The organism is Pseudochrobactrum asaccharolyticum (assembly GCF_003314995.1).
GTDB classification, from domain to species: Bacteria; Pseudomonadota; Alphaproteobacteria; order Rhizobiales; family Rhizobiaceae; genus Pseudochrobactrum; species Pseudochrobactrum asaccharolyticum.
Window position 1 is genome coordinate 49,407 of sequence record NZ_QNRH01000007.1, and the last position, 19,156, is coordinate 68,562.

16 protein-coding genes are annotated in these 19,156 nt (G+C 49.5%); 4 read left to right on the forward strand and 12 right to left on the reverse strand.

Going from position 1 to position 19,156, the window contains the following annotated elements; translation table 11 throughout:
* Positions 1-115: 115 nt before the first annotated feature.
* The 5 genes from repC to DFR47_RS16270 all read right to left on the reverse strand — a co-directional run bounded on the left by repC (position 116) and on the right by DFR47_RS16270 (position 6,015).
* Positions 116-1,354 (reverse strand): plasmid replication protein RepC, encoded by a 1,239-nt coding sequence (repC, locus tag DFR47_RS16250; protein WP_113945471.1) that lies wholly within the window; start codon positions 1,352-1,354, stop codon positions 116-118.
* Positions 1,355-1,670: 316 nt separating this feature from the next.
* Positions 1,671-2,756 carry a plasmid partitioning protein RepB gene (repB, locus tag DFR47_RS16255; protein ID WP_113945472.1) on the reverse strand — a complete coding sequence of 362 codons (1,086 nt, stop codon included), beginning with the start codon at positions 2,754-2,756 and terminating at the stop codon, positions 1,671-1,673.
* The gene (gene repA / locus DFR47_RS16260) at positions 2,753-3,988 is read right to left on the reverse strand and encodes a plasmid partitioning protein RepA (protein WP_113945580.1); all 1,236 of its coding nucleotides are present in this window, start codon (positions 3,986-3,988) and stop codon (positions 2,753-2,755) included. Before repA ends, repB begins: the two co-directional genes overlap by 4 nt.
* A 616-nt stretch (positions 3,989-4,604) precedes the next feature.
* A complete protein-coding gene (locus DFR47_RS16265) occupies positions 4,605-5,207 on the reverse strand; it encodes an IMPACT family protein (protein ID WP_113945473.1) in 603 nt (200 codons plus the stop codon).
* Between the two features lie 172 nt (positions 5,208-5,379).
* Positions 5,380-6,015 (reverse strand): TetR/AcrR family transcriptional regulator, encoded by a 636-nt coding sequence (locus tag DFR47_RS16270; protein ID WP_113945474.1) that lies wholly within the window; start codon positions 6,013-6,015, stop codon positions 5,380-5,382.
* A gap of 156 nt (positions 6,016-6,171) precedes the next feature.
* On the opposite strand from DFR47_RS16270, the gene DFR47_RS16275 reads away from it, so the two are divergent.
* Positions 6,172-8,208, forward strand: coding sequence for an NADH:flavin oxidoreductase (locus DFR47_RS16275; RefSeq protein WP_113945475.1), 2,037 nt, complete (start codon positions 6,172-6,174; stop codon positions 8,206-8,208).
* Positions 8,209-8,409: 201 nt separating this feature from the next.
* Here DFR47_RS16275 and DFR47_RS16280 read toward each other — a convergent pair whose 3' ends face one another.
* The 6 genes from DFR47_RS16280 to DFR47_RS16305 form a co-directional block, all read right to left on the reverse strand.
* Positions 8,410-10,098 carry a thiamine pyrophosphate-binding protein gene (locus DFR47_RS16280; RefSeq protein WP_113945476.1) on the reverse strand — a complete coding sequence of 563 codons (1,689 nt, stop codon included), beginning with the start codon at positions 10,096-10,098 and terminating at the stop codon, positions 8,410-8,412.
* Between the two features lie 271 nt (positions 10,099-10,369).
* On the reverse strand, positions 10,370-11,617 hold the full coding sequence (locus tag DFR47_RS16285) for an O-antigen ligase family protein (RefSeq protein WP_113945477.1): 1,248 nt from the start codon (positions 11,615-11,617) through the stop codon (positions 10,370-10,372).
* 210 nt (positions 11,618-11,827) lie between these two features.
* Positions 11,828-12,316 carry a hypothetical protein gene (locus tag DFR47_RS16290; RefSeq protein WP_113945478.1) on the reverse strand — a complete coding sequence of 163 codons (489 nt, stop codon included), beginning with the start codon at positions 12,314-12,316 and terminating at the stop codon, positions 11,828-11,830.
* Positions 12,317-12,361: 45 nt separating this feature from the next.
* Positions 12,362-13,102 (reverse strand): hypothetical protein, encoded by a 741-nt coding sequence (locus tag DFR47_RS16295; protein WP_113945479.1) that lies wholly within the window; start codon positions 13,100-13,102, stop codon positions 12,362-12,364.
* 151 nt (positions 13,103-13,253) lie between these two features.
* The gene (locus DFR47_RS16300) at positions 13,254-14,579 is read right to left on the reverse strand and encodes an ATP-binding protein (protein WP_113945480.1); all 1,326 of its coding nucleotides are present in this window, start codon (positions 14,577-14,579) and stop codon (positions 13,254-13,256) included.
* The gene (locus DFR47_RS16305) at positions 14,579-15,238 is read right to left on the reverse strand and encodes a response regulator (protein WP_113945481.1); all 660 of its coding nucleotides are present in this window, start codon (positions 15,236-15,238) and stop codon (positions 14,579-14,581) included. Before DFR47_RS16305 ends, DFR47_RS16300 begins: the two co-directional genes overlap by 1 nt.
* A 242-nt stretch (positions 15,239-15,480) precedes the next feature.
* On the opposite strand from DFR47_RS16305, the gene dsbD reads away from it, so the two are divergent.
* The 3 genes from dsbD to DFR47_RS16320 all read left to right on the forward strand — a co-directional run bounded on the left by dsbD (position 15,481) and on the right by DFR47_RS16320 (position 18,732).
* Positions 15,481-17,403 carry a protein-disulfide reductase DsbD gene (gene dsbD / locus DFR47_RS16310; protein ID WP_113945482.1) on the forward strand — a complete coding sequence of 641 codons (1,923 nt, stop codon included), beginning with the start codon at positions 15,481-15,483 and terminating at the stop codon, positions 17,401-17,403.
* Positions 17,404-17,540: 137 nt separating this feature from the next.
* Positions 17,541-18,173, forward strand: a complete 633-nt coding sequence (locus DFR47_RS16315) for a DsbA family protein (RefSeq protein WP_113945483.1) — start codon at positions 17,541-17,543, stop codon at positions 18,171-18,173.
* A 124-nt stretch (positions 18,174-18,297) separates the two neighbouring features.
* Positions 18,298-18,732: a DsrE family protein gene (locus tag DFR47_RS16320; RefSeq protein WP_113945484.1), complete on the forward strand. Its 435-nt coding sequence runs from the start codon at positions 18,298-18,300 to the stop codon at positions 18,730-18,732.
* A 178-nt stretch (positions 18,733-18,910) separates the two neighbouring features.
* On the opposite strand, the gene DFR47_RS16325 is transcribed toward DFR47_RS16320, so the two are convergent.
* Positions 18,911-19,057 carry a DUF1127 domain-containing protein gene (locus tag DFR47_RS16325; protein ID WP_075656864.1) on the reverse strand — a complete coding sequence of 49 codons (147 nt, stop codon included), beginning with the start codon at positions 19,055-19,057 and terminating at the stop codon, positions 18,911-18,913.
* Positions 19,058-19,156: the final 99 nt, after the last annotated feature.

A 19,156-nucleotide genomic window follows, 5' to 3' on the forward strand; every position in this document is an offset into this window, starting at 1 on the left:
ATTATGTTTATCTCCATTGATCTGAAAGCGTGTCTTTAGCCTCCAAACTTCTTTTATCCAACAATTATCTGTCTAGCACACAGCCATTTGAATAGGTGTCGATCATCAGCATATTTCAATGCTTTGTCTGTGAGAGTGCCCTTAGAACGGGTTGCACAGAATATTGGCCAATTTCTGCCTTTTGGCTGAGTTTTCGCAAATACCCGCCAGCCGAGTGAATTGTATCGGATCGCTCAAGCAGCGCCGCAACAGTCACAGCAGCATTGATTTCTCCCATGCTTTCACATGCTTGCTGCCAGGCAGACAGAGTTATTCCAAGCATTGAGCGTATATGCCCTGCCGTAGTCACTAAATCTTTCCAGTTTTGAATACCATGAACCGCATAGTTTTCAATTTGCGGACAATAGTTCAAAATTTCATTGAGATGAGGCGTTTTGATCTGAGTTTTGGCTGTTGTTTGTTTGTCCGCAATTTGAATTTCTGATTTTTCCGTTTTTACGGGTTTTGTTTTATCAAAAGATTCTATGTTTGAATTCTGAATGTGGTGCTCATTTTCACGCTCATTGCCGCTCATTTGTGGCTCTGAAACATTTGAAAGATAAAGATTTTCCACCTGACGGCGTAAATTGCTCAGTGCTTGTTCACGGATCGTCAGATTTGTCAGTGTTCCGTTGCGCTCTACGCGGCCGGAGAGTGCTTGTAACTGGTCATAAAGCGCTTCCCAGTCCCCTTCCCTGTTTTCATTGAGTGCAGAGAGAATGGTTTTGGAAATATCACGTAGATGAATGGTAATGTTGAAACGCAATTGTTGCCGGATACGGTTCTCTTCGCGGATTTTTTCAGCCTGCGTTTCAATCTCTGCTGCTCTGAATGTCAGCGGAGCAAGATCAAAGCCAAAGGCCATTGCGATTTCACCATTGCTATCACGGCGAACGAAACGCTTTCCGTTCGGGCTATCACGACGGAGAATGAATCCGATCTCGACCAGCGTGGCAATGTGACGGCGAATAGTTGGCGCAGACATACCACGCAAACGCATTGATAATTCATGATTGGATGGAAACACAATCAGCGGAACATTGCCGTCGAGCATCTTATCTGGATAAAAGCTCAACAAGGCTTCAAGCACGGCAATGCTACGCGACGATAGCTGATAAGCTTCACGGGCTTCTGTTAAAGCACGCAAGAGTTTCCAGCGATCGACGGAGACAGTTGTCTGTTCTGAAGTATTTTCAGTTTGTAGAGAGTTCTGCCGCAAATTTTGTTTTTGTTGACGAAGTTTTTCGTAACTCAAAAAATGCGCAGCATTCATCATTCGTCCGCCAAATGGGGACGTCGCAAAATGCTCAGTCATTTGTTACCTCATAGAGGCAAGCAAAAACACTGCCGGAACTATGCCGACTCTTGACTTTTGGTCTCGAAAGTGATTCTCTCTAATTGCTACATCGAAAGAGGGCTTCCGGTTCGGTAACGTTCAGGGGGCCTTTTTTCTTGCCGTTTTTTCCTATCTGTTAAAACTGGTTCTGTTGTTTTGGGCTCTCAATCATTGAAATGCCCGTATCTCTGGTTCTTCCTTTAGTTCTGTAATCATGGTTCAAAGCGTTTCTGTTGAAACACCTGAATACTCTTGGATACGCATACTAAACGTGGGGCAAAAGACGGGGATAGATTTATCCGTTTTTCTCTTGCCGGTATTTTTCATAAAGCTCTGCCATCTCACGAGCGAGATATTCAGCGAAATCTTCCGCATCATGACGTTGCAAATCAAATTGCGCCCTGCCCTGCTGCAGACGTAAGAGCCCGAGGCTTTCTCCATTTGCAGTTTGTAACTTCTGCTCAGCAGGCTTTGATGCTTCTGCTTTTTCGACATGGGTTAATTTCTGCAACAAATGCTGAAAACGTAAATCAGTTTCTGCATCGGTAAACTCATGCTCGGTAATAATCCGTTGTGCTTGCTTCAACAGCACTTTATCGCGAAGTGTATCTGCCAGTTGCATCCAACGAGGACGGCCGACTTTAGGCGCAGGACCAATGGCCCGGATAATCTGCTCCGGAATGGCTGCTGCGACTTGGAGGAACCGTGTCATTTCAGCTTTATGTAAAGACAGCGCATCCTGTACTACAGAGCGTTCAAAGCCGCGTTCAATCAAAGCTTGCGCAAATAATGCGCGTTCAATGAAAGAAAGATCACGGCGCTCGCTGTTTTCTTTACCTTGCGCAAGAACGAGTTCTGCATCGCTTAACGGCTTGATAAGCGCTTTGACCGGCATACCAAGGCGGGCTGCTGCACGCATACGACGGTGGCCATAGGCTGCCTGAAACCGCCCGGCTTTATCCGGATGTGGACGTACCAGAATAGGGACTTGCTGACCATGCTGATGGAGGCTCTGGATGAGCGTCAGAAACTCTGGATCATCTGTTTCCTGACGGGTCAGACGATCTTCGACAAAAGATCCGTCAATCAGCGAGGCATCAAGTTCAACAACCTGATCACCCTTTGCTAGACTATCAGATAGCTGTTTGGCAGATTCCAGCTCACGGGACATATCGGCAAGCGACAGTCCCATAGCTTTAACGGCGCCGGAGCGGCTGGCCGCTGTACGCATCGGATTATCGGCGGGTCTTTCAACAGCCGGTGTTACTGTCTCGGTTGACTGCACCGGCGCTGGTGTCTCATTGCTTGTGACTTCCGGCGTAACCGGCAAAGGTGCACCGAATAGTGCTTTCAGTTGATTTTTACGGCTTGAGCTGTTCATACTTTAGCTCCCTTCCCCGTACGGTTCCATGCGGAGTGGATCAAAGCTTCAATTTCACCGTTGACAGCTGTCAACGATTCCATGGCCCGGTCATAAGTGACACGGCTGAAGTTTTCCCGCCCGACTTCATAAAGTGTTTGCTTGGTCAAACCCGCATCAGAAACAGCGGTGGATTTTACCATAGGCGCTGTAAGGACGCGATCGCCGAACTGGGCACGCAGGAAGCCTGCAATCTGTGCCTGAGGACCGTCATTCGGTTCATAGCGGGTAATGAGATAGCGCAGGAAGTCGAAATTGAGTGTGCCGCCGGCTTCACGTACAACCGAAAGCAAATCCGATGTCATGAAAAGAAACTGGCTCATTGAGGCAACGTCGAGCATCTGCGGATGTACGGTAACGATCACCGATGTTGCCGCGCAAAGTGCAGACAAGGTCAAAAAGCCGAGTTGCGGCGGACAATCGATAACCACTACATCATAATCATCCGCTACAGATTGCAGGGCAGCCTGTACACGGGTGAAGAACATGTCTGTTGCAGGGCCGCGACGCTCGGCAAGAACGCGTGGTGTGGTATGCTCGAATTCCTGCAATTCCAGATTGCCTGGCACGAGGTCCAGACCATCAAAATAGGTTTTGCGGATAATGTCACGCAACCGGCGTTGCGCTTCATCATAACGGATCGCACCATAAAGCGTGTCATTGCCGGTGAGGTCGAGTTCCGGCTGGTAACCGAACAAGGCAGACATCGATGCCTGCGGATCGAGATCAACGGCAAGAACGCGCAGACCTGACAAAGCGAGATGCTGTGCCAGATGGGTTGTTGTTGTTGTTTTGCCCGAGCCGCCTTTGAAATTCGTTACGGCAAGGATTTGCAAATGCTCACCACGTTGCGCATCGCGCCAAGGCAGGTAATTGCGGTTCTTGGCATTTTGCTCAGTCAGTAAATGACGCAGAGCATTAATGTCTTCGAGTGTATAGAGACGACGACCGGCCGTGCCGGTTTCAGGCTGCGGGCCTTCGCCGGCAATAGAGAGCTGGCGTAGATAGCTGTCTGAAACGCCGATCAGCTTTGCAGCTTCACTGCTGCTGAATTTACGAAGAACCTTGTTGGAGGCGGGCGCAAACAAACGTTCACGCATTGCCTGCAACTGGGCAGACAAAAGCTCAGCATCAGCAGCGATCGCCCGATCGGCTGCCAATGGCGCTTCATTCACTGTATTTGTCACTGCCATATGCTGCTGAGCATCAGCAACGATATCTGCCCAATTTGTCGTCAATTTCTCTAGCCCTTATATGCAGCGGTTACGGTCTTACGCATTCCGTCGCTTATTCTGCGCCTAACATGCTACGATTCGGAGAAAATTACTAATCTGTTAACGCAAGTGTTTAAATCAACACTGGAAAACGCAAATAACAGCAGTAAGGCCGAGTAACGGAAATGCGAAGATTATGCGTAAATTGTCGTTACAGGATCAGGATTCTTGTGCTGAAAGTCAAACGATTTATGGTTAACAAAACTTAACCTTTATGTAACCGGTTTGTTATTGCCGAAATAAACTTGTCCGAAAGCTCGGTCGTCTTCGGCTGTCAAGTTTCACAGCTGTTTCTGGTTCGAAACAATCTGCAGATTATAACGGTCCTATAAAGTTGCGACAGGGTAATGAATCGCTCTCTTGTCTGTCTGAGTGCTGTCATCAAGCAGAGGGGTTCGTCAGTGCCTGCCGTTGCCGCTTTTTAATATTCTGTGCCCGTTGCCTTCGATGAAGGCGAAGGGTTCTGGTCAGGGTAAATTCAAGGGAGGGCGAAGGCAGGTCACTCAGGTTGACAGCTGTCAACGATAGGAAAATTTCAGAAACTTAAATCTTCGGCTTTGTCCGCAATCTGCACGCGTCCGGCAGTGACGTCCGTGAGCATTCGCAATACATTCTCTTTGTGTGCAACCGGAATTTCGAGGCGAAGATCTGCACCGGTATTATGAAATGCTTCAGAGCTGATGGTGAGATGTTCAGTCGCTGCAAGTCGGGCTTTGATCAAAGCCAATTCAGAGAAATGCGTACGGATATAAATTGTTTCTGTCGGGATAAGCTCAATCAGTTTCGCTGCACGCAGGCAGAGAGCAGCAGTTCCGCCATAGGCGCGGATCAGTCCGCCGCTGCCAAGCAATGTACCACCGAACCAGCGCGTGACGAGCACTACGACATTGTCGAGTTCCAGACCGTCGATCGCTTGCAGGATTGGTTTACCGGCAGTGCCGCTTGGTTCGCCGTCATCATTGAAACGGTAGTTCTGTCCGATGCGCCACGCCCAGCAATTGTGATTGGCATCACTGTAAGATTCACGGGAGATAAATTCTTTAGCAGCATCTTCATCCGCAACAGGAAGGGCAATGGCCAGAAAGCGGCTCCTTTTAATTTCCTGCTCAAATACCTCTCTCTGGCTTAGGGTAAACATGGCGTCTCATTTTCTGCGGATGACTACTGCTGGAATATGGCAGTATTTTATAACTGCCTGAGGTTATGTTCATTCTGATAGCAGATAAAGCAGGCAGAGCAAAATGTGCCACAGTAATGTCTCTGCCAAAGGTTTCTCATCGCAAATTTGCAGGGCTTTGACGCGGTTGGTTTTATTGCTGACTGGCGGGATGGCGTTGCTGAAAATTCTCAAGTTCTTGTTGAGAGGGCAGGGCACCGGAAAAGATCGCCACATAGGAAGGAACGCGAAGCAATCGCGTTGCAGTATCTTCCTGTGTATTCATGCTGATGTAACCGATCTGGGTCAGATAGAGCGCACGGGAGCGAACATCGGCGACCAGTGGTTCACTGCCGTGGCGGACAAACATCAGCTTAATTGCTTCCATACGGAGCATGTCGGCTTCTTTGAGAGCTTGTGCAACAGCGGGAGATTGCACACCCCAACTGCGGATAGCGTGTTCGAGTATGCTATCGAAGAGCTTGTTATCAAGCCAGCAGTCAAAAAGATTGAGCGTTGCATCTGCAAGACTGGCAGCCGGTGCCTGAGCCTGACGAAGCAGAGAGCTGGTGTTTTTCTCCTGCCACAACAGAAGAAGCGCATCGAGCAAAGCTTCGCGATCTTTAAAGAACCAATAGAAGCTGGTGCGGGAAAGTTTCAGCATTTTGGCCAGAGAAAGAATACGGACATTGTCGATTCCACCTTCAATAAGTAATTGATAGGCAGCCTCAAGCCAGAGCTCTTTGGAGCCGCGCCAACCACTTTCTTGTTCTCCGGTCACTGCAATCATGCACTTATCTTTCAAATATAGTATTATTAATCAATAGCTTGTAATCTATCGGCACATTAAGAATATCGTACCTGCGATAAAATGTACACTGCTGTATATAAAATTGACAGTACTGTACATTTTGCATAGGCTTTCTCAAAAATAAGGGGAACGACTATGCAGAATGATCCGCTTTTGCAGCCTTACCAGCTGAAACATTTAACCTTGCGTAACCGGATTATCACGACATCCCATGAGCCTGCCTATCCGGAAGACGGCATGCCGAAAGATGCGTATCGGGCTTATCATGTCGAACGCGCCAAAGCTGGCGTGGCACTGACTATGACGGCAGGCTCGGCAACTGTGTCCCGAGACAGTCCGCCGGTGTTTAATAATGTGCTCGCTTATAAAGATGAAGTTGTGCCGTGGATGAAGGCCTTGGCTGAAGAATGTCATGAACATGGCGCTGCTGTGATGATCCAGTTGACCCATCTCGGGCGCCGTACGCGCTGGGATAAAGGGGACTGGTTGACAGCTGTCACCTCGTCACATGAGCGGGAAAGAGCCCATCGGGCATTCCCGAAACGACTTGAAGACTGGGACATTGAGCGGATTATCAAAGACTTCGGTGATGCGGCTGAACGCATGCAGGCCGCTGGTCTCGATGGTATTGAGCTGCAGGCCTATGGCCATTTGTTACAGCAATTCTGGTCACCGGCAACCAATGATCTGACCAATGCCTATGGTGGCTCTCTGGATAACCGGTTGCGCTTTACCTTTGATGTTCTGAGTGAAATCCGCAAACGCGTCGGACAGGAATTTATTGTCGGGATACGTTATACCGGCGATGAAATGATGGAAGACGGCCACGGAGTGGAGGAGGGAATTGAAATCTCCCGCCGTCTCAAAGACTGCGGTATGATTGATTTTCTCAATGTGGTACGCGGTCATATTGATACCGATCCGGCGATGACCGACCTTATCCCAATTCAGGGCATGGCAGGGTCGCCGCATCTGGATTTTGCCGGAGAAATCCGCGCCGCAACGAACTTTCCGACATTCCATGCCGCCAAAATTCCGGATGTGGCAACGGCACGTCATGCAATTGCTTCGGGCAAACTGGACATGGTGGGGATGACCCGCGCCCATATGACTGATCCGCATATTGTGCGCAAAATCATCGAGGGCAGAGAAGATGATATCCGTCCATGCGTAGGCGCAAACTATTGTCTCGATCGGATTTATCAGGGCGGTGCGGCCTATTGCATTCATAATCCGGCGACCGGCCGTGAACTGACTATGCCGCATATGATCAGTAAAACACAGGATAAGAAGAAAATTGTCATTGTCGGCGCAGGGCCTGCGGGGATGGAAGCGGCACGCGTTGCCGGAGAACGTGGCCATCAGGTCGTGGTTTTTGAAGCAGCGGATAGTGCAGGCGGGCAAATTCGTCTGACTGCGCAATCACCGCGCCGGCGTGAAATGATCAGTATTATCGACTGGCGTATGGCGCAATGTGAGAGGCTGGGTGTCGAATTCCGCTTCAATACATGGGCAGAGCAGGCCGATATTGACGTAGAAAATCCGGATGTGGTGATTATCGCCACCGGTGGGTTTCCACATACGGAAATTTTAAACGAAGGTAATGATCTGGTTGTTTCTGCCTGGGATATTCTGTCGGGAGACGCCAAAGCAGGGCAAAATGTGCTGATTTATGATGATGCAGGCGATCATTCAGCCTTGCAGGCAGCGGAGATGCTGGTCAAAGCCGGTGCCAAGGTCGAAATTATGACGCCGGATCGCAGTTTTTCGCCGGAAATCATGGCAATGAACCTTGTACCCTATATGCGTTCGTTACAAAAAGACGGGGTCACTTTTACGGTGACTTATCGTCTGGATAAGGTTACGCGCAATGGCAATCGCCTGACAGCGCATATTGGCAGTGATTATGGCGGTGTAGATAAGCAGCAGGATCACGATCAGATTGTGGTCAATCACGGCACAAGGCCACTGGATGATCTCTATTTTGAGCTGAAGCCACAGTCGAAAAATCTTGGCGCGGTGGATTATGATGATCTAATTGCCGGGCGTGTGCAACAACTCGCTACCAACGGGCAGGGGAAGTATCAGCTCTTTCGTATTGGTGATGCCGTCGCGGCACGCAATACCCACGCTGCGATCTATGATGCTCTGCGCCTTGTAAAGGATCTTTGATATTAAAAACCCCCTGCCCTTCTCAGAGGAGGGCAGGGGGGTATAGCATTTCCAGCAAAAGCGGGAATCGCCTCCGCAGGGAAATCAGTTCGCTGGACTGATTTCTTTTCCTGCTGCGATGCGTCGGATAATGCGTAAAAACAAATAGTTACAGCGGTTCCAACGAGGCAGTCTTAACTGGAACCGCTGTAAGTTGAGTGATTAGCTCTTTTGTGCTGCTAAAGCCTGCTCGCGCATCGCGCTGAGACTCATTTTCGGCGTAATCGCTTCCTGATCAATACGGATTTCAATCAGCGCCGGTTTGCCGGATGCAACAGAACGTTCGAAAGCTGGAAAAAATTCATCTGTGTTTTCAACGACTTCACCATGTAAGCCATAGGCTTGTGCCAAAGCTGCAAAATCAGGATTGGCAAGCGCAGTACCGGAAACACGACCCGGATAGGTGCGTTCCTGATGCATACGAATGGTTCCATACATGCCGTTATTCACGACGATGAAGACCACACGGGCATCATATTGCATGGCAGTTGCCAGTTCCTGACCATTCATCATGAAGCAACCGTCACCGGCAAAAGCAATGACAGTACGGTCACGATCAGTCAGTTTAGCTGCAATGGCTGCCGGTACACCATAGCCCATAGAGCCGTTGGTGGCGCCGAGCTGCGTGCGGAAGGTTTTATACTGATAGAAACGATGCGGCCATGCAGTGTAATTACCGGCACCGGTGGTCATGATTGTGTTCTCAGGCAGATTTGCCCGCATCCACTGCATGATTTCGCCCATCTGCACATTGCCCGGAATTGGCGCATGTTGCAGATTATCATTGTAATTCTTATTCAGCTCTGCCGTCCAAGAGGCCCATTTATCAGAGCCGATTTTGCCAAGTGCCCGTAATTGTTTGGCAAAAGCTGCCATTGTCGCATTGATTGGCAGTGTCGGATAATAAACGCGGCCAAGCTCTTCAGCACCGCTATGGACATGGATCAGTTTCTGATCCGGCACAGGAATATTGACCATTGTATAACCGGCGCTGGTCATTTCACCAATGCGTGCACCGATCACCAGTAACAGGTCGCTGTCTTTAATGCTCTGGATGAGTTTCGGATTAGCCGAAGTCCCCAACTCACCGGCATAATTGCTCAAGGCATTGTTAAAGAGGTCCTGACAGCGGAAAGAAGTGGCGACAGGCAGATTATTGGCTGTACAGAAGGCCTCCATATCGGCGACCGCCTGTTTATCCCAACCACTGCCACCGAGCATGACAACAGGGCGTTCTGCCTGTTTCACCAGCTCAGTCAGTTCCTGTAATTGTTCTGCACCGGCTGAAATTTCGATCTTTTTATGCGCTGGTACATCAGAGACACTGGCATGATCTGTCAGCATATCTTCCGGCAGAGCAACGACAACAGGGCCCGGACGGCCATTCACCGCACGGTGGAATGCCTGTGAAACCAGTTCCGGAATACGGGCAACATCATCAATTTGTACAACCCATTTGGCCATCTGGCCAAACATCCGGCGGTAATCGACTTCCTGAAAAGCTTCGCGCTCAACCTGATCGCTGGCAACCTGTCCGATGAACAGGATCATCGGTGTCGAATCCTGAAACGCAGTGTGAATGCCGACAGAGGCATTGGTGGCACCCGGGCCACGGGTTACAAAGGCGATCCCTGGCTTGCCGGTTAGTTTGGCATAGGCCTCAGCCATATAAGTTGCGCCGCCCTCCTGACGGCAGACAATCAGCTCAATATCTTCTTTTGCATCATGCAATGCATCGAGAGCTGCCAAATAGCTTTCACCTGGCACACAGAACGCTCTTTCCACGCCATTGATGCGCAAAGCATCAATCAGGATCTCTCCGCCCGTCCGGTGATTGTTTTTATGATTCATAGCCGACATTTCCTCAATAATGTTCGCCTGCAGTGACTGTAACCGCACAGATGTCGCCCCGGCCCCTCCCGGATCATCTTATTTGCAGCTAACTGCTGTCTTAACCCGTCTCCCAACGGATATAAGATCACAGAAATACAGTTTGAAAATTGAGCTTAGTCAACAAGCAGCAGAATGATTTGTGATGAATACTGATCACATTGTGCTGTCAGAGCATCATACGCAGCAAAAGCCGGAACAGAACGGCTGATTTATCGGTTGTTCTCTGTGATTAACGGATTTTGACACGTGCATGCAGGCGCAATGCCAGAACGGCGGCAAGCAACGAGAACCAGACCTGACCACGGGGAGCAAAGAATGGTGATTCCAGATTGGCATAGAGCATCATGAACACCCAGATGCGCAGATACATGGTTGCAAGCGCCGGATCGTTGCCGTTCTTCTGTGAGCGGTTATAATCCAGCAATGGTGAAAACAGCATCCAGATTGCAAACAGAATAACACCGATTGCCCCTGATGAGAGCGCCAGATTGATATAGCCGTTATGGGCATGGCCGGCTCTGGCTGCCCATGTCTCAATATCGTAGCCGCCATTCACCAGATTTGACATATTCCAGAATGTATCAAATCCGAAGCCAATCCACGGATGTGCACACAATTGCTCAAACGCAAATTTCCAGATATCCGTTCGTCCGGTAAAACTCGGGTCGGAAATCGCGCTGTTGACAAAATCATAGAGCGAGGGGTTGAGAACTGTTCCGACCGTCAGGGCAGCCATAAGAACGATGGGAATGAAAAACGCTAATAATTGCAGCGGTAAAATACGGACAGTGCGAATAAGCTGCGCCACCAGCAATGCGATCAATACCAGTCCGATTGAGGTTTTATTATTGGAATAGATCAGAAAGATGGTTGCCAGAATGATATTAATCGCGGGTATCAGAAAATCCTCTTTGCGTAGCAGATAGAGGTTATAAATAATCAGCACGATCATGGCGGGACCGGCGATGTTTTTATGAGCAAAATGCCCGCGCCACGAGCCTGCATTCACCAGTTCCAGCACTTCTGCCATATTATGAATGGATATTTCCGGCATGAAAATCACGCCGAAATAGGAAAAAAGCAGCACAAACAGGCTGAGATATTTGATCATTTTCTGAAAATGCTGCGTGTTTTCAGGCAAAATGACCCAGGCCATTGCAGTAACAATGGCTGTTATGCTGAAAATATAGCGGCGAAACGCAATGGCAGAATAATCAGAGGTAAAGACCGTAACGAATTGCCAGCCGAGCAACAGGATGAGCAGAGGAGAGAGCATTTTCAGCGCGATCTGCCAATTTTTAAGCAAATACAGCCCTGAAGCAGCAAATAATGACAGTGAAACCAGCTGCTGCAGAATATTGCCTTGTTCCTCAGCCAGCAGGACTGAGGGATCACGTAAGTCGGTGAATGGTCTCACTGTGACCCAAAACAATAGAAAAATCAGAATAAACAGGAGAGAACGGCCTGTCCGGTTCACTGATTTTCCTTTCAGAGTGCTAAGTGATGCACTCAAAGCTTATTTTTGAAGCAGATGTTATTTGTTATGATTATAAATAGAATTCTTTAAAATTTTATAATTGGAAAATCGGGTTTGGTTTAATTGCACTGACGCTGTTTTCAGACCTAATTCTTTTATGCAGGAAGCAATCCTTTAGTTCGCTTCCTGCCGGATTTAATAGCCGCAGAGTTAATTAATGGAATTAAGAAAGCTTTCCCAGCTTTCTGACCAATGTTGTCGGCTTTTTTCATCCGTTGAGCGGATATTGCAGGTTTGAAGGTCACTTTCCGGTACGTCTTTTTTAGTAGCTTCACAGGTCCAGACGTCATCTTTCTCCGGCGTGAAAGGAGAAACAAAGCTTACAATTTTATCGTCCTTAATGCCGAGCAGAATATCAAAGTCGGATTCTTCATTGTTTAAAGCCCACGAGCATAGCTTGTCGAAATCCGGATGATTTTCGATAGGTGCATCGCAGGCCGCGATCCCTTCATGATTCAGCTTTTCCAGAAAAACTTTACCGGCTGCCGAGGTGACCACAAGGTCTGCATCCGACAAGGCGCTGATTGTTTTTACAGCCCATTCCGGTGATGCCGGTTCTTCAGCAGCGGCAACTCCAGCCGCCATGACGCCCGTTGCCAGAATGACAGAGCGGAGAATTTGCGTTGATTTTTCAAACATTTATTTGCCTTTTAGCAATATTGTGACTGAAAATGAGTGCTGAATTCAGCATTCAGGGACGCGGCTTTTGCCTTCGAGCTGGAAACGCCCGTCAGCACCGCGTTTGTACATCGCTTGAAAGCTCTCCGAGCCGCTGTAAGAAACGGTGATGCTCTGGCCTTTGTCTGCGGCAATAATCTCACCGTCAAAACTGACGGCTTTATCTTCACTGCTGGCATCGGACATATGCAGCGGAATACGGGCGATTTCGACAGGTTCTTTGGCAGTGAGTTCTGTCAGGATTGCAAATGTACAGGAGCGCCCCTGCCAGGTTCCGCCCGCTTCCGTGTAGAGAACCGGAGCGTCTGCAATCTCTTTGCTCCAGCCCCAGCGACTTGCGGGATTGCCCATCACACCACTCATACCGACATCGAGCCACTCGCCTTTCAGCGTATACGGATATTGCGGTTCTCCGGCGGAATGCTCCAGATAATGAACACTGTTCGTGCCTGAACATGCCTGACTGGTGCAGTCGCTGGCACCGGTGCTGACCAGCGCAACCTGCGTATCGGAGAGGGGGATGAATGCTAAAGGAACAAAGCTGAAGGTATTTTCGCCGATTTTACGCTTTGCTTCGCTGAACTGGGCATTTGGGAAAGCAACCTCAAACGCGGCCGGTGTGCCGGCCGGTACAACATCGCGATTTACATCATCCGCATTGAACAGAGATTTCTCTGAGGCCGCCAAGGCGGGCATTGCGGCAAGCAGGGAAAGGCTGCAGGCAAGCGCGATATTGTGATATTTCATTAATGTCAGCTCCAAAATTGTTTGGTTTTGATCGTAATTTTATAAACTTCGGATGGAATAAACAGGGTTCACCGCCTAAGCGCAATAAAAACATGTATCGTAAGTTTTGCTTTTAACTGTCAGCCGTCTTTCTTTGTGCCTTAAGCGGCGCTCAAGTCCAGCGTAATTCTGCTTCCATGCCTCGTCTGTCAGTGCGGTTGCGTAAGGTGAAGCTGATGCCCAGCCTTTTGGCCGCTGTTTCTACAATTGTCAGGCCAAGACCGGTGCCGGTCTGGCTTTTATTGCTGCCACGATAGAAACGGGTGGTCAGAAGCGGAATTTCCTCTTCTGCAACACCATTGCCGCAATCGCGCACCACAATACCGCTACCATTTTTCAGGCTTTCCCAACGGATAGTTTCTTCCGCAGGCGAATAATGCGTAGCATTTTCATAGATATTACGCAGGATCAGGGTCAGACTGTGGCGATCGGTCTGTAAATTATGTTCATACAGAGACGGATCAATGTGATTATTGATTTTGCGACCGGCGACAGTGTTCTGCGCGATAATTTCCTCAACCAGTTGCCCGAGATTGACCTTTTCCGGTGTAACCGGTGAGGCATCAGCATCCAGCTTCGCAAGCGCTAGCAGTTGGCGTACCAGACGTGTGGTACGGTCAACGGAAAGCAGAATTTGCTGCAAAGCACCTTCTTGTATCGCCGGATCGGTCGTGGCCAGCGCAATTTGTGCCTGTGTTTTCAGACCTGCAAGGGGTGTGCGCAATTCATGGGCGGCAAAAGCAGTCACCTCGCGCTCATGGCGGCGGGCGGCTTCCACTTTAATAAACAACCCGTTCAGAGCATCCGCAAGCGGTTTGACCTCAGATGGAATATTCTCGGCCTCTAACGGGCGCATATCATCGGCATCTTTTTGACGGACTTTATCGGCCAGCTCATGCAGCGGCCGCAACCCGCGACCAAGGCTGATCCAGATCAGCAGGCCGAGCAAAGGCAGAATTAAAATAATTGGTGCAACCAGACCTTTTACCAGATCGCCGACAAGGCGATCGCGCAAGGCCAGACGGTCAGCGACAAGAATCCGCACGCCTTTGGCCGGATCGACAATCGTATAGACCCGCCATAATTCGCCCTGAACGATTTCATCAGAAAAACCGGTACTATTGCCCGTGATTTTGATATCGGGTGCGCCGGTTGAACTGCCGACCAGTTCTCCGTCCAGCGACCAGATCTGGCACGATAAATAGCGCTCATAATTGCCGTGTTCATGGGGCAGGCTGATGGCTTTGGTGGTATTCATACCGGTGGAAGCATTGCCGAGCAGGGAATGCACCATGCGTGCGGCTTCCTGCAGGCGGGTGTCCAGTACATGTTCAAGCTGGTTGCGGCTGTTGAAATAAGTCCAGGCAACAGCGCTTGCCCAGATAATGCCTGTGGCGGCAACCAGAATGATAAATAGTCTTTTATGCAGCGAAGTCATTATGTTACCCGCATCCGGTAGCCGAGGCCGCGCACGGTCTCAATGGCATCCCGGCCGACTTTATTGCGCAGATTATGAATATGCACTTCAACAGTATTGCTCTCGACTTCTTCCTGCCAGCCATAGAGCCTTTCTTCAATATCGCTCTTGGAGCGGATAATGCCCGGTCGCTCCATCAAAGCAGAAAGCACAGCAAATTCCCTGCGTGATAAAGGTACGCGCTCACCTTTGACCTTGGCATTGAGGCTTGACGGATCAAGTTCAACATCACCGGCAACCATAATGGCGCGCGCACGTCCCGCACCACGCCGCGCAATTGCCCTGACCCTTGCAGCCAGTTCATCGAGATCAAACGGCTTGCCCATATAATCATCAGCACCGCTGTCGAGGCCGGTAATGCGGTCGGAGGTCTCATCAAGTGCTGTCAGCAGAAGTACAGGCGTGGAATCCTTGTCAGTTCGCATTTTCCTGAGAACATCAAGACCGGAACCGTCCGGTAACATCAAATCAAGCACAATCGCGTCAAAAGTAGATGAAGCCAGTGCAGCCAGCGCATCAGCGCAAGTTGAGACCTGATCAACAGTCGCACCGGCCAAACCTAAACCGACTTTAAGACCGTTAGACAGAACCGGATCATCTTCAACGACCAGAACGCGCATAATTTTCTCCTGAACCATCGACCATAGTTGCGATTGCCTCAACAGGGAGATGGTTTTAACCATGACTGCGATATTACAGCAATCTTGTTGCTCAACGCTGTCAGATTTGCCGTTTCTGCCTTAAGGCTGACTTAAGGTCATAAGATAGTATGGACATTATCACAGATCACTGCCTATCTGATTGAACTGGCATGATCTTACACTATTAAATCGCATGAAAATTATCAGACCCGTAGGATAATATGATCCGGCATTATTCCCGACAGCTTTTCAGCCTGCTTTTTTTGAGTCTTGTATTAACGGTTGTTGTCGCACCGCATTTCCCCGCTCAGGCGCAATCGGTGCGCAGCGTTGATGAGGTGATGCAACTGACTGTTGCGCGCGATGAAAACAATGCGCTGCAATTGCAATGGAATATCGCACCTAAGATTTATATGTATCGCGATAAAATCCAGCTCGAAAAGCCGGATGGCACGCTGGTGCCAGTGGATATTAATGAAGGTGTTGTCAAAGACGATATGAATTTCGGCCGCACCGAGGTTCTGTATAACCATGCTTTTGCACAAGTCCCGCAAAAGGATCTACCGCAAGACGGAAAATTGCTGATCCGCTGGCAGGGCTGTGAAGAAGACAGTATCTGCTATCCGCCGGTTACCAAATCGCTTGATCTGCAAACACTTGAAGTGACAAAAGTTGCATTGGGCTTTGGCGGTTTGTCGCAGAGCAACGGCACTGCAGGTCAGTCGCTTGCACAATTGCCGACAATAGATTTGTCAGCGACGGAAGATGCTGCAACAGATAATACCGCCACTTCAACCAGTGCGGAACCGGCTGAAACCGGTTTCTGGGCCAGCCTTACGGATGCGAGTGCAGAAGATGTCAACGCATGGCTCGGCTCGAATTTTACGTTGATGCTTGCCGGTTTCTTTGGTTTTGGCCTGCTTTTAGCGCTCACACCTTGTGTATTTCCGATGATCCCGATCTTGTCAGGAATGCTGGCAAAATCCGGTGAAAAATTATCGTCCGGTCGTGGTTTCGTTTTGTCTACGGCTTATGTGGTGGCAATGGCAGCCGCCTATGCCTTGCTCGGCTTCGCCGCTTCGTGGTCCGGTTATAATTTGCAGGCTGCATTGCAGACACCTTATGCGCTGGGTTTTATGGCGCTGGTTTTTGTCGTGCTCGCATTCTCAATGTTCGGTTATTATGAGCTGCAATTACCTCAGGGCTGGACAAATTTCTTCAGCCGCAAAACTGCAGGTAAAGGCGGGGCAATCAGTGGTGCGCTGGTGCTCGGTTTTGGTTCCGCGCTGATTGTCGGCCCTTGTGTCACACCGCCCCTTGCTGCGGCGTTGCTTTATGTTGCGCAAACCGGTGATGCCGTGCGCGGTGCCTCCGCTCTGTTCGCACTCGGTCTGGGTATGGGCGTACCGCTGATCATTTTCGGTACTTTTGGCGCAAAATTCCTGCCGAAATCCGGCCCTTGGCTCAATACAATCAAGCAGATTTTCGGCGTCGTCTTTCTCGGGCTTGCGCTTTATATGATCCTGCGCTTGTTGTCGGATGAAAATGCGATGCTGCTGCTGGCACTGACAGCTCTGGCGTGCGGTGTATTCCTTGGTGTGTTTGATCGTTTGAGCGCTGAAAGCACAGTTATGATGCGGTTGGAAAAAACCACCGGCATTGCCGCTTTGATTTACGGCACTTTGCTGATGGTTGGTTTTGCAGGCGGTTCGGGTGATCCGTGGCAGCCGCTGGCATTTTTGCAAGGGAATGGAACACAGGTTGCGCAGAGTGCGGTTGCACCATCAGTTAAAATTGTCAAAACCACAGCTGAATATGATCAGGCACTGAGTGAAGCCGTAGCGACTGGCAAACCGGTTATGGTGGATTTCACTGCGGACTGGTGTGTGACCTGTAAAAGCAATGAAAAAGTGATGAAACAGCCGGAATATGCGGCAAGGCTTGGGCATCTGACGCTGATCAAGGCGGATATCACCGAATATTCCGATGCAAACCGCGATCTGATGCAGCGTTTTAATGTTGTCGGGCCGCCAACTCTGATGTTTTTGGAAGCCCAAACGGCTGCCGAGCAGAAACAAAACCGTATCATTGGAGAGCTGACACCGGATAAACTGAATAGCCGGTTGCAGGCTCTCGGTCTCTGATCGTTCATCAATACACATCCTGAAAAGCACTCAATGCTTTTCAGGATGTTCACTATATCAATTAAGCAGAGCATTTCTCACGGTCGTATTAAACCGGAAATGGTCTGGATCGACAGATTGCATTACAGGAGAACCTCATGCAACGCCGCCAGTTTCTTCAATTCTCATCCGGTATCGCGTTGAGTGCTTCTTTTTTGCTCGCTGGTCAGCAGGCTGCATTGGCACAGGAGGTTGATGTCAACGGCATTCTCTACGATCCGGAAGCGCCGGTGGGCGGTAATCCGAAAGGCGATCTGACGATTGTGGTTTTTACGGATTATAATTGTATTTATTGCAAGAAATCCGGTGTTGATCTCGCAAAGGTCGTTAAAGAGGACGGCAACATTCGTCTGGTCTATAAAGAATGGCCGATCCTGACGGAATCCTCTGTTTATGGCTCGCAACTGGCATTGGCCGCCCATTTTCAAGGTAAATATGAGCAGGTTCATAAAGCTCTGATGGCTATTCCGGGCGGTAAAGTCTCGAAAAAGGCAATGCTCGATGCGGTAAAAGCCTCCGGTATTGATATGCAGCGTCTGCAGGCTGATCTGAACAAGAATAATGGTAAAATTACCTCGCAGTTACAGCGGGTTATGTCTCAGGCTGAGTCAATCGGCGTTGAGGGCACGCCAACCCATCTGATCGGCCCGTTCCGTGCTATGGCACTGGATTATGCCGGTTTCAAAATGGCGGTTGCGGATGCCCGCGCGCGTGAAAAAGCGACCAAATAACAAGACAGAGCGGTTTGCTTGATGTTTTGCGGCTGCATCTCGCTGCTGAAACAGGACGTGATTGACTTTTACACCCGCATTTTAAACGGCCACGAAAGTGGCTGCCCTTTAACCGGAGCATGAAATGAATGACCCGCTGACACAGAATCGCTATCAGACAATTGAGCAGCGGGTCGTTTATCATAATAACGGAGCTTCGGTGCTGGCCTCTCCGGCCGAGACAAAAGCCTATATGGCGGCTTTGCTCACATCACTGACCAATCATGTGAATGCTTTATGTGCCGGATTTACTGAAAAACCGGCTTTTACGATTCATGTTGTCTGCCATGGTGCAGGGCTGGATTTGTTTAGCATTGTGCAGGAAGACGATGTTCTCAAACAGCGCTTTGACGATTTATGTGTGCAGGGTGTGCGTTTTCTGGCCTGCGCTAATACGCTTCGCGGACGTAATCTGAAACCTGCAGATCTTTATGGCGTGACTGATCAGGATGTGGTGCCAAGTGGTGTTGCTGAGCTTGGCTATCTGCAAATGCAGGGTTTTGCCTATATTCATCTGTGATGAACCGGCCGCCGCAGTCATTTTATCTTTATTCAGGGCACAAAAAGTAAACGCCCGACGCTGGGAGGAGCATCGGGCGTTACAATGAATGACCGGTTGGGAGGAGGGAGACCGGTCTTCGATCAAACCTGAGTTGGGAGGAGGAGGGAGGCTCAGGTTTGATATCTCGGGAATTCTATTAGCGCTGAGCTGCCTTGCGAGCTACGAACGGAATTTCTGCAGGCAGGATGCCGAGATCGTTCAGTTCGCGTGTTGAGAGGCGGTTCAGTTCGTTTACTGTGCTGCGGTAACGGCGCCAGTTGTTGTAAGAGCGGATCAGGTTCATGTTTCTCACCTAGAAAATTTTATGTCGTTGTTTGTTGAGTTGTATATAGCCCTATTGATCCGAAATGAGCAGAGACAAATTTGCATAGCTGCGTTGCTT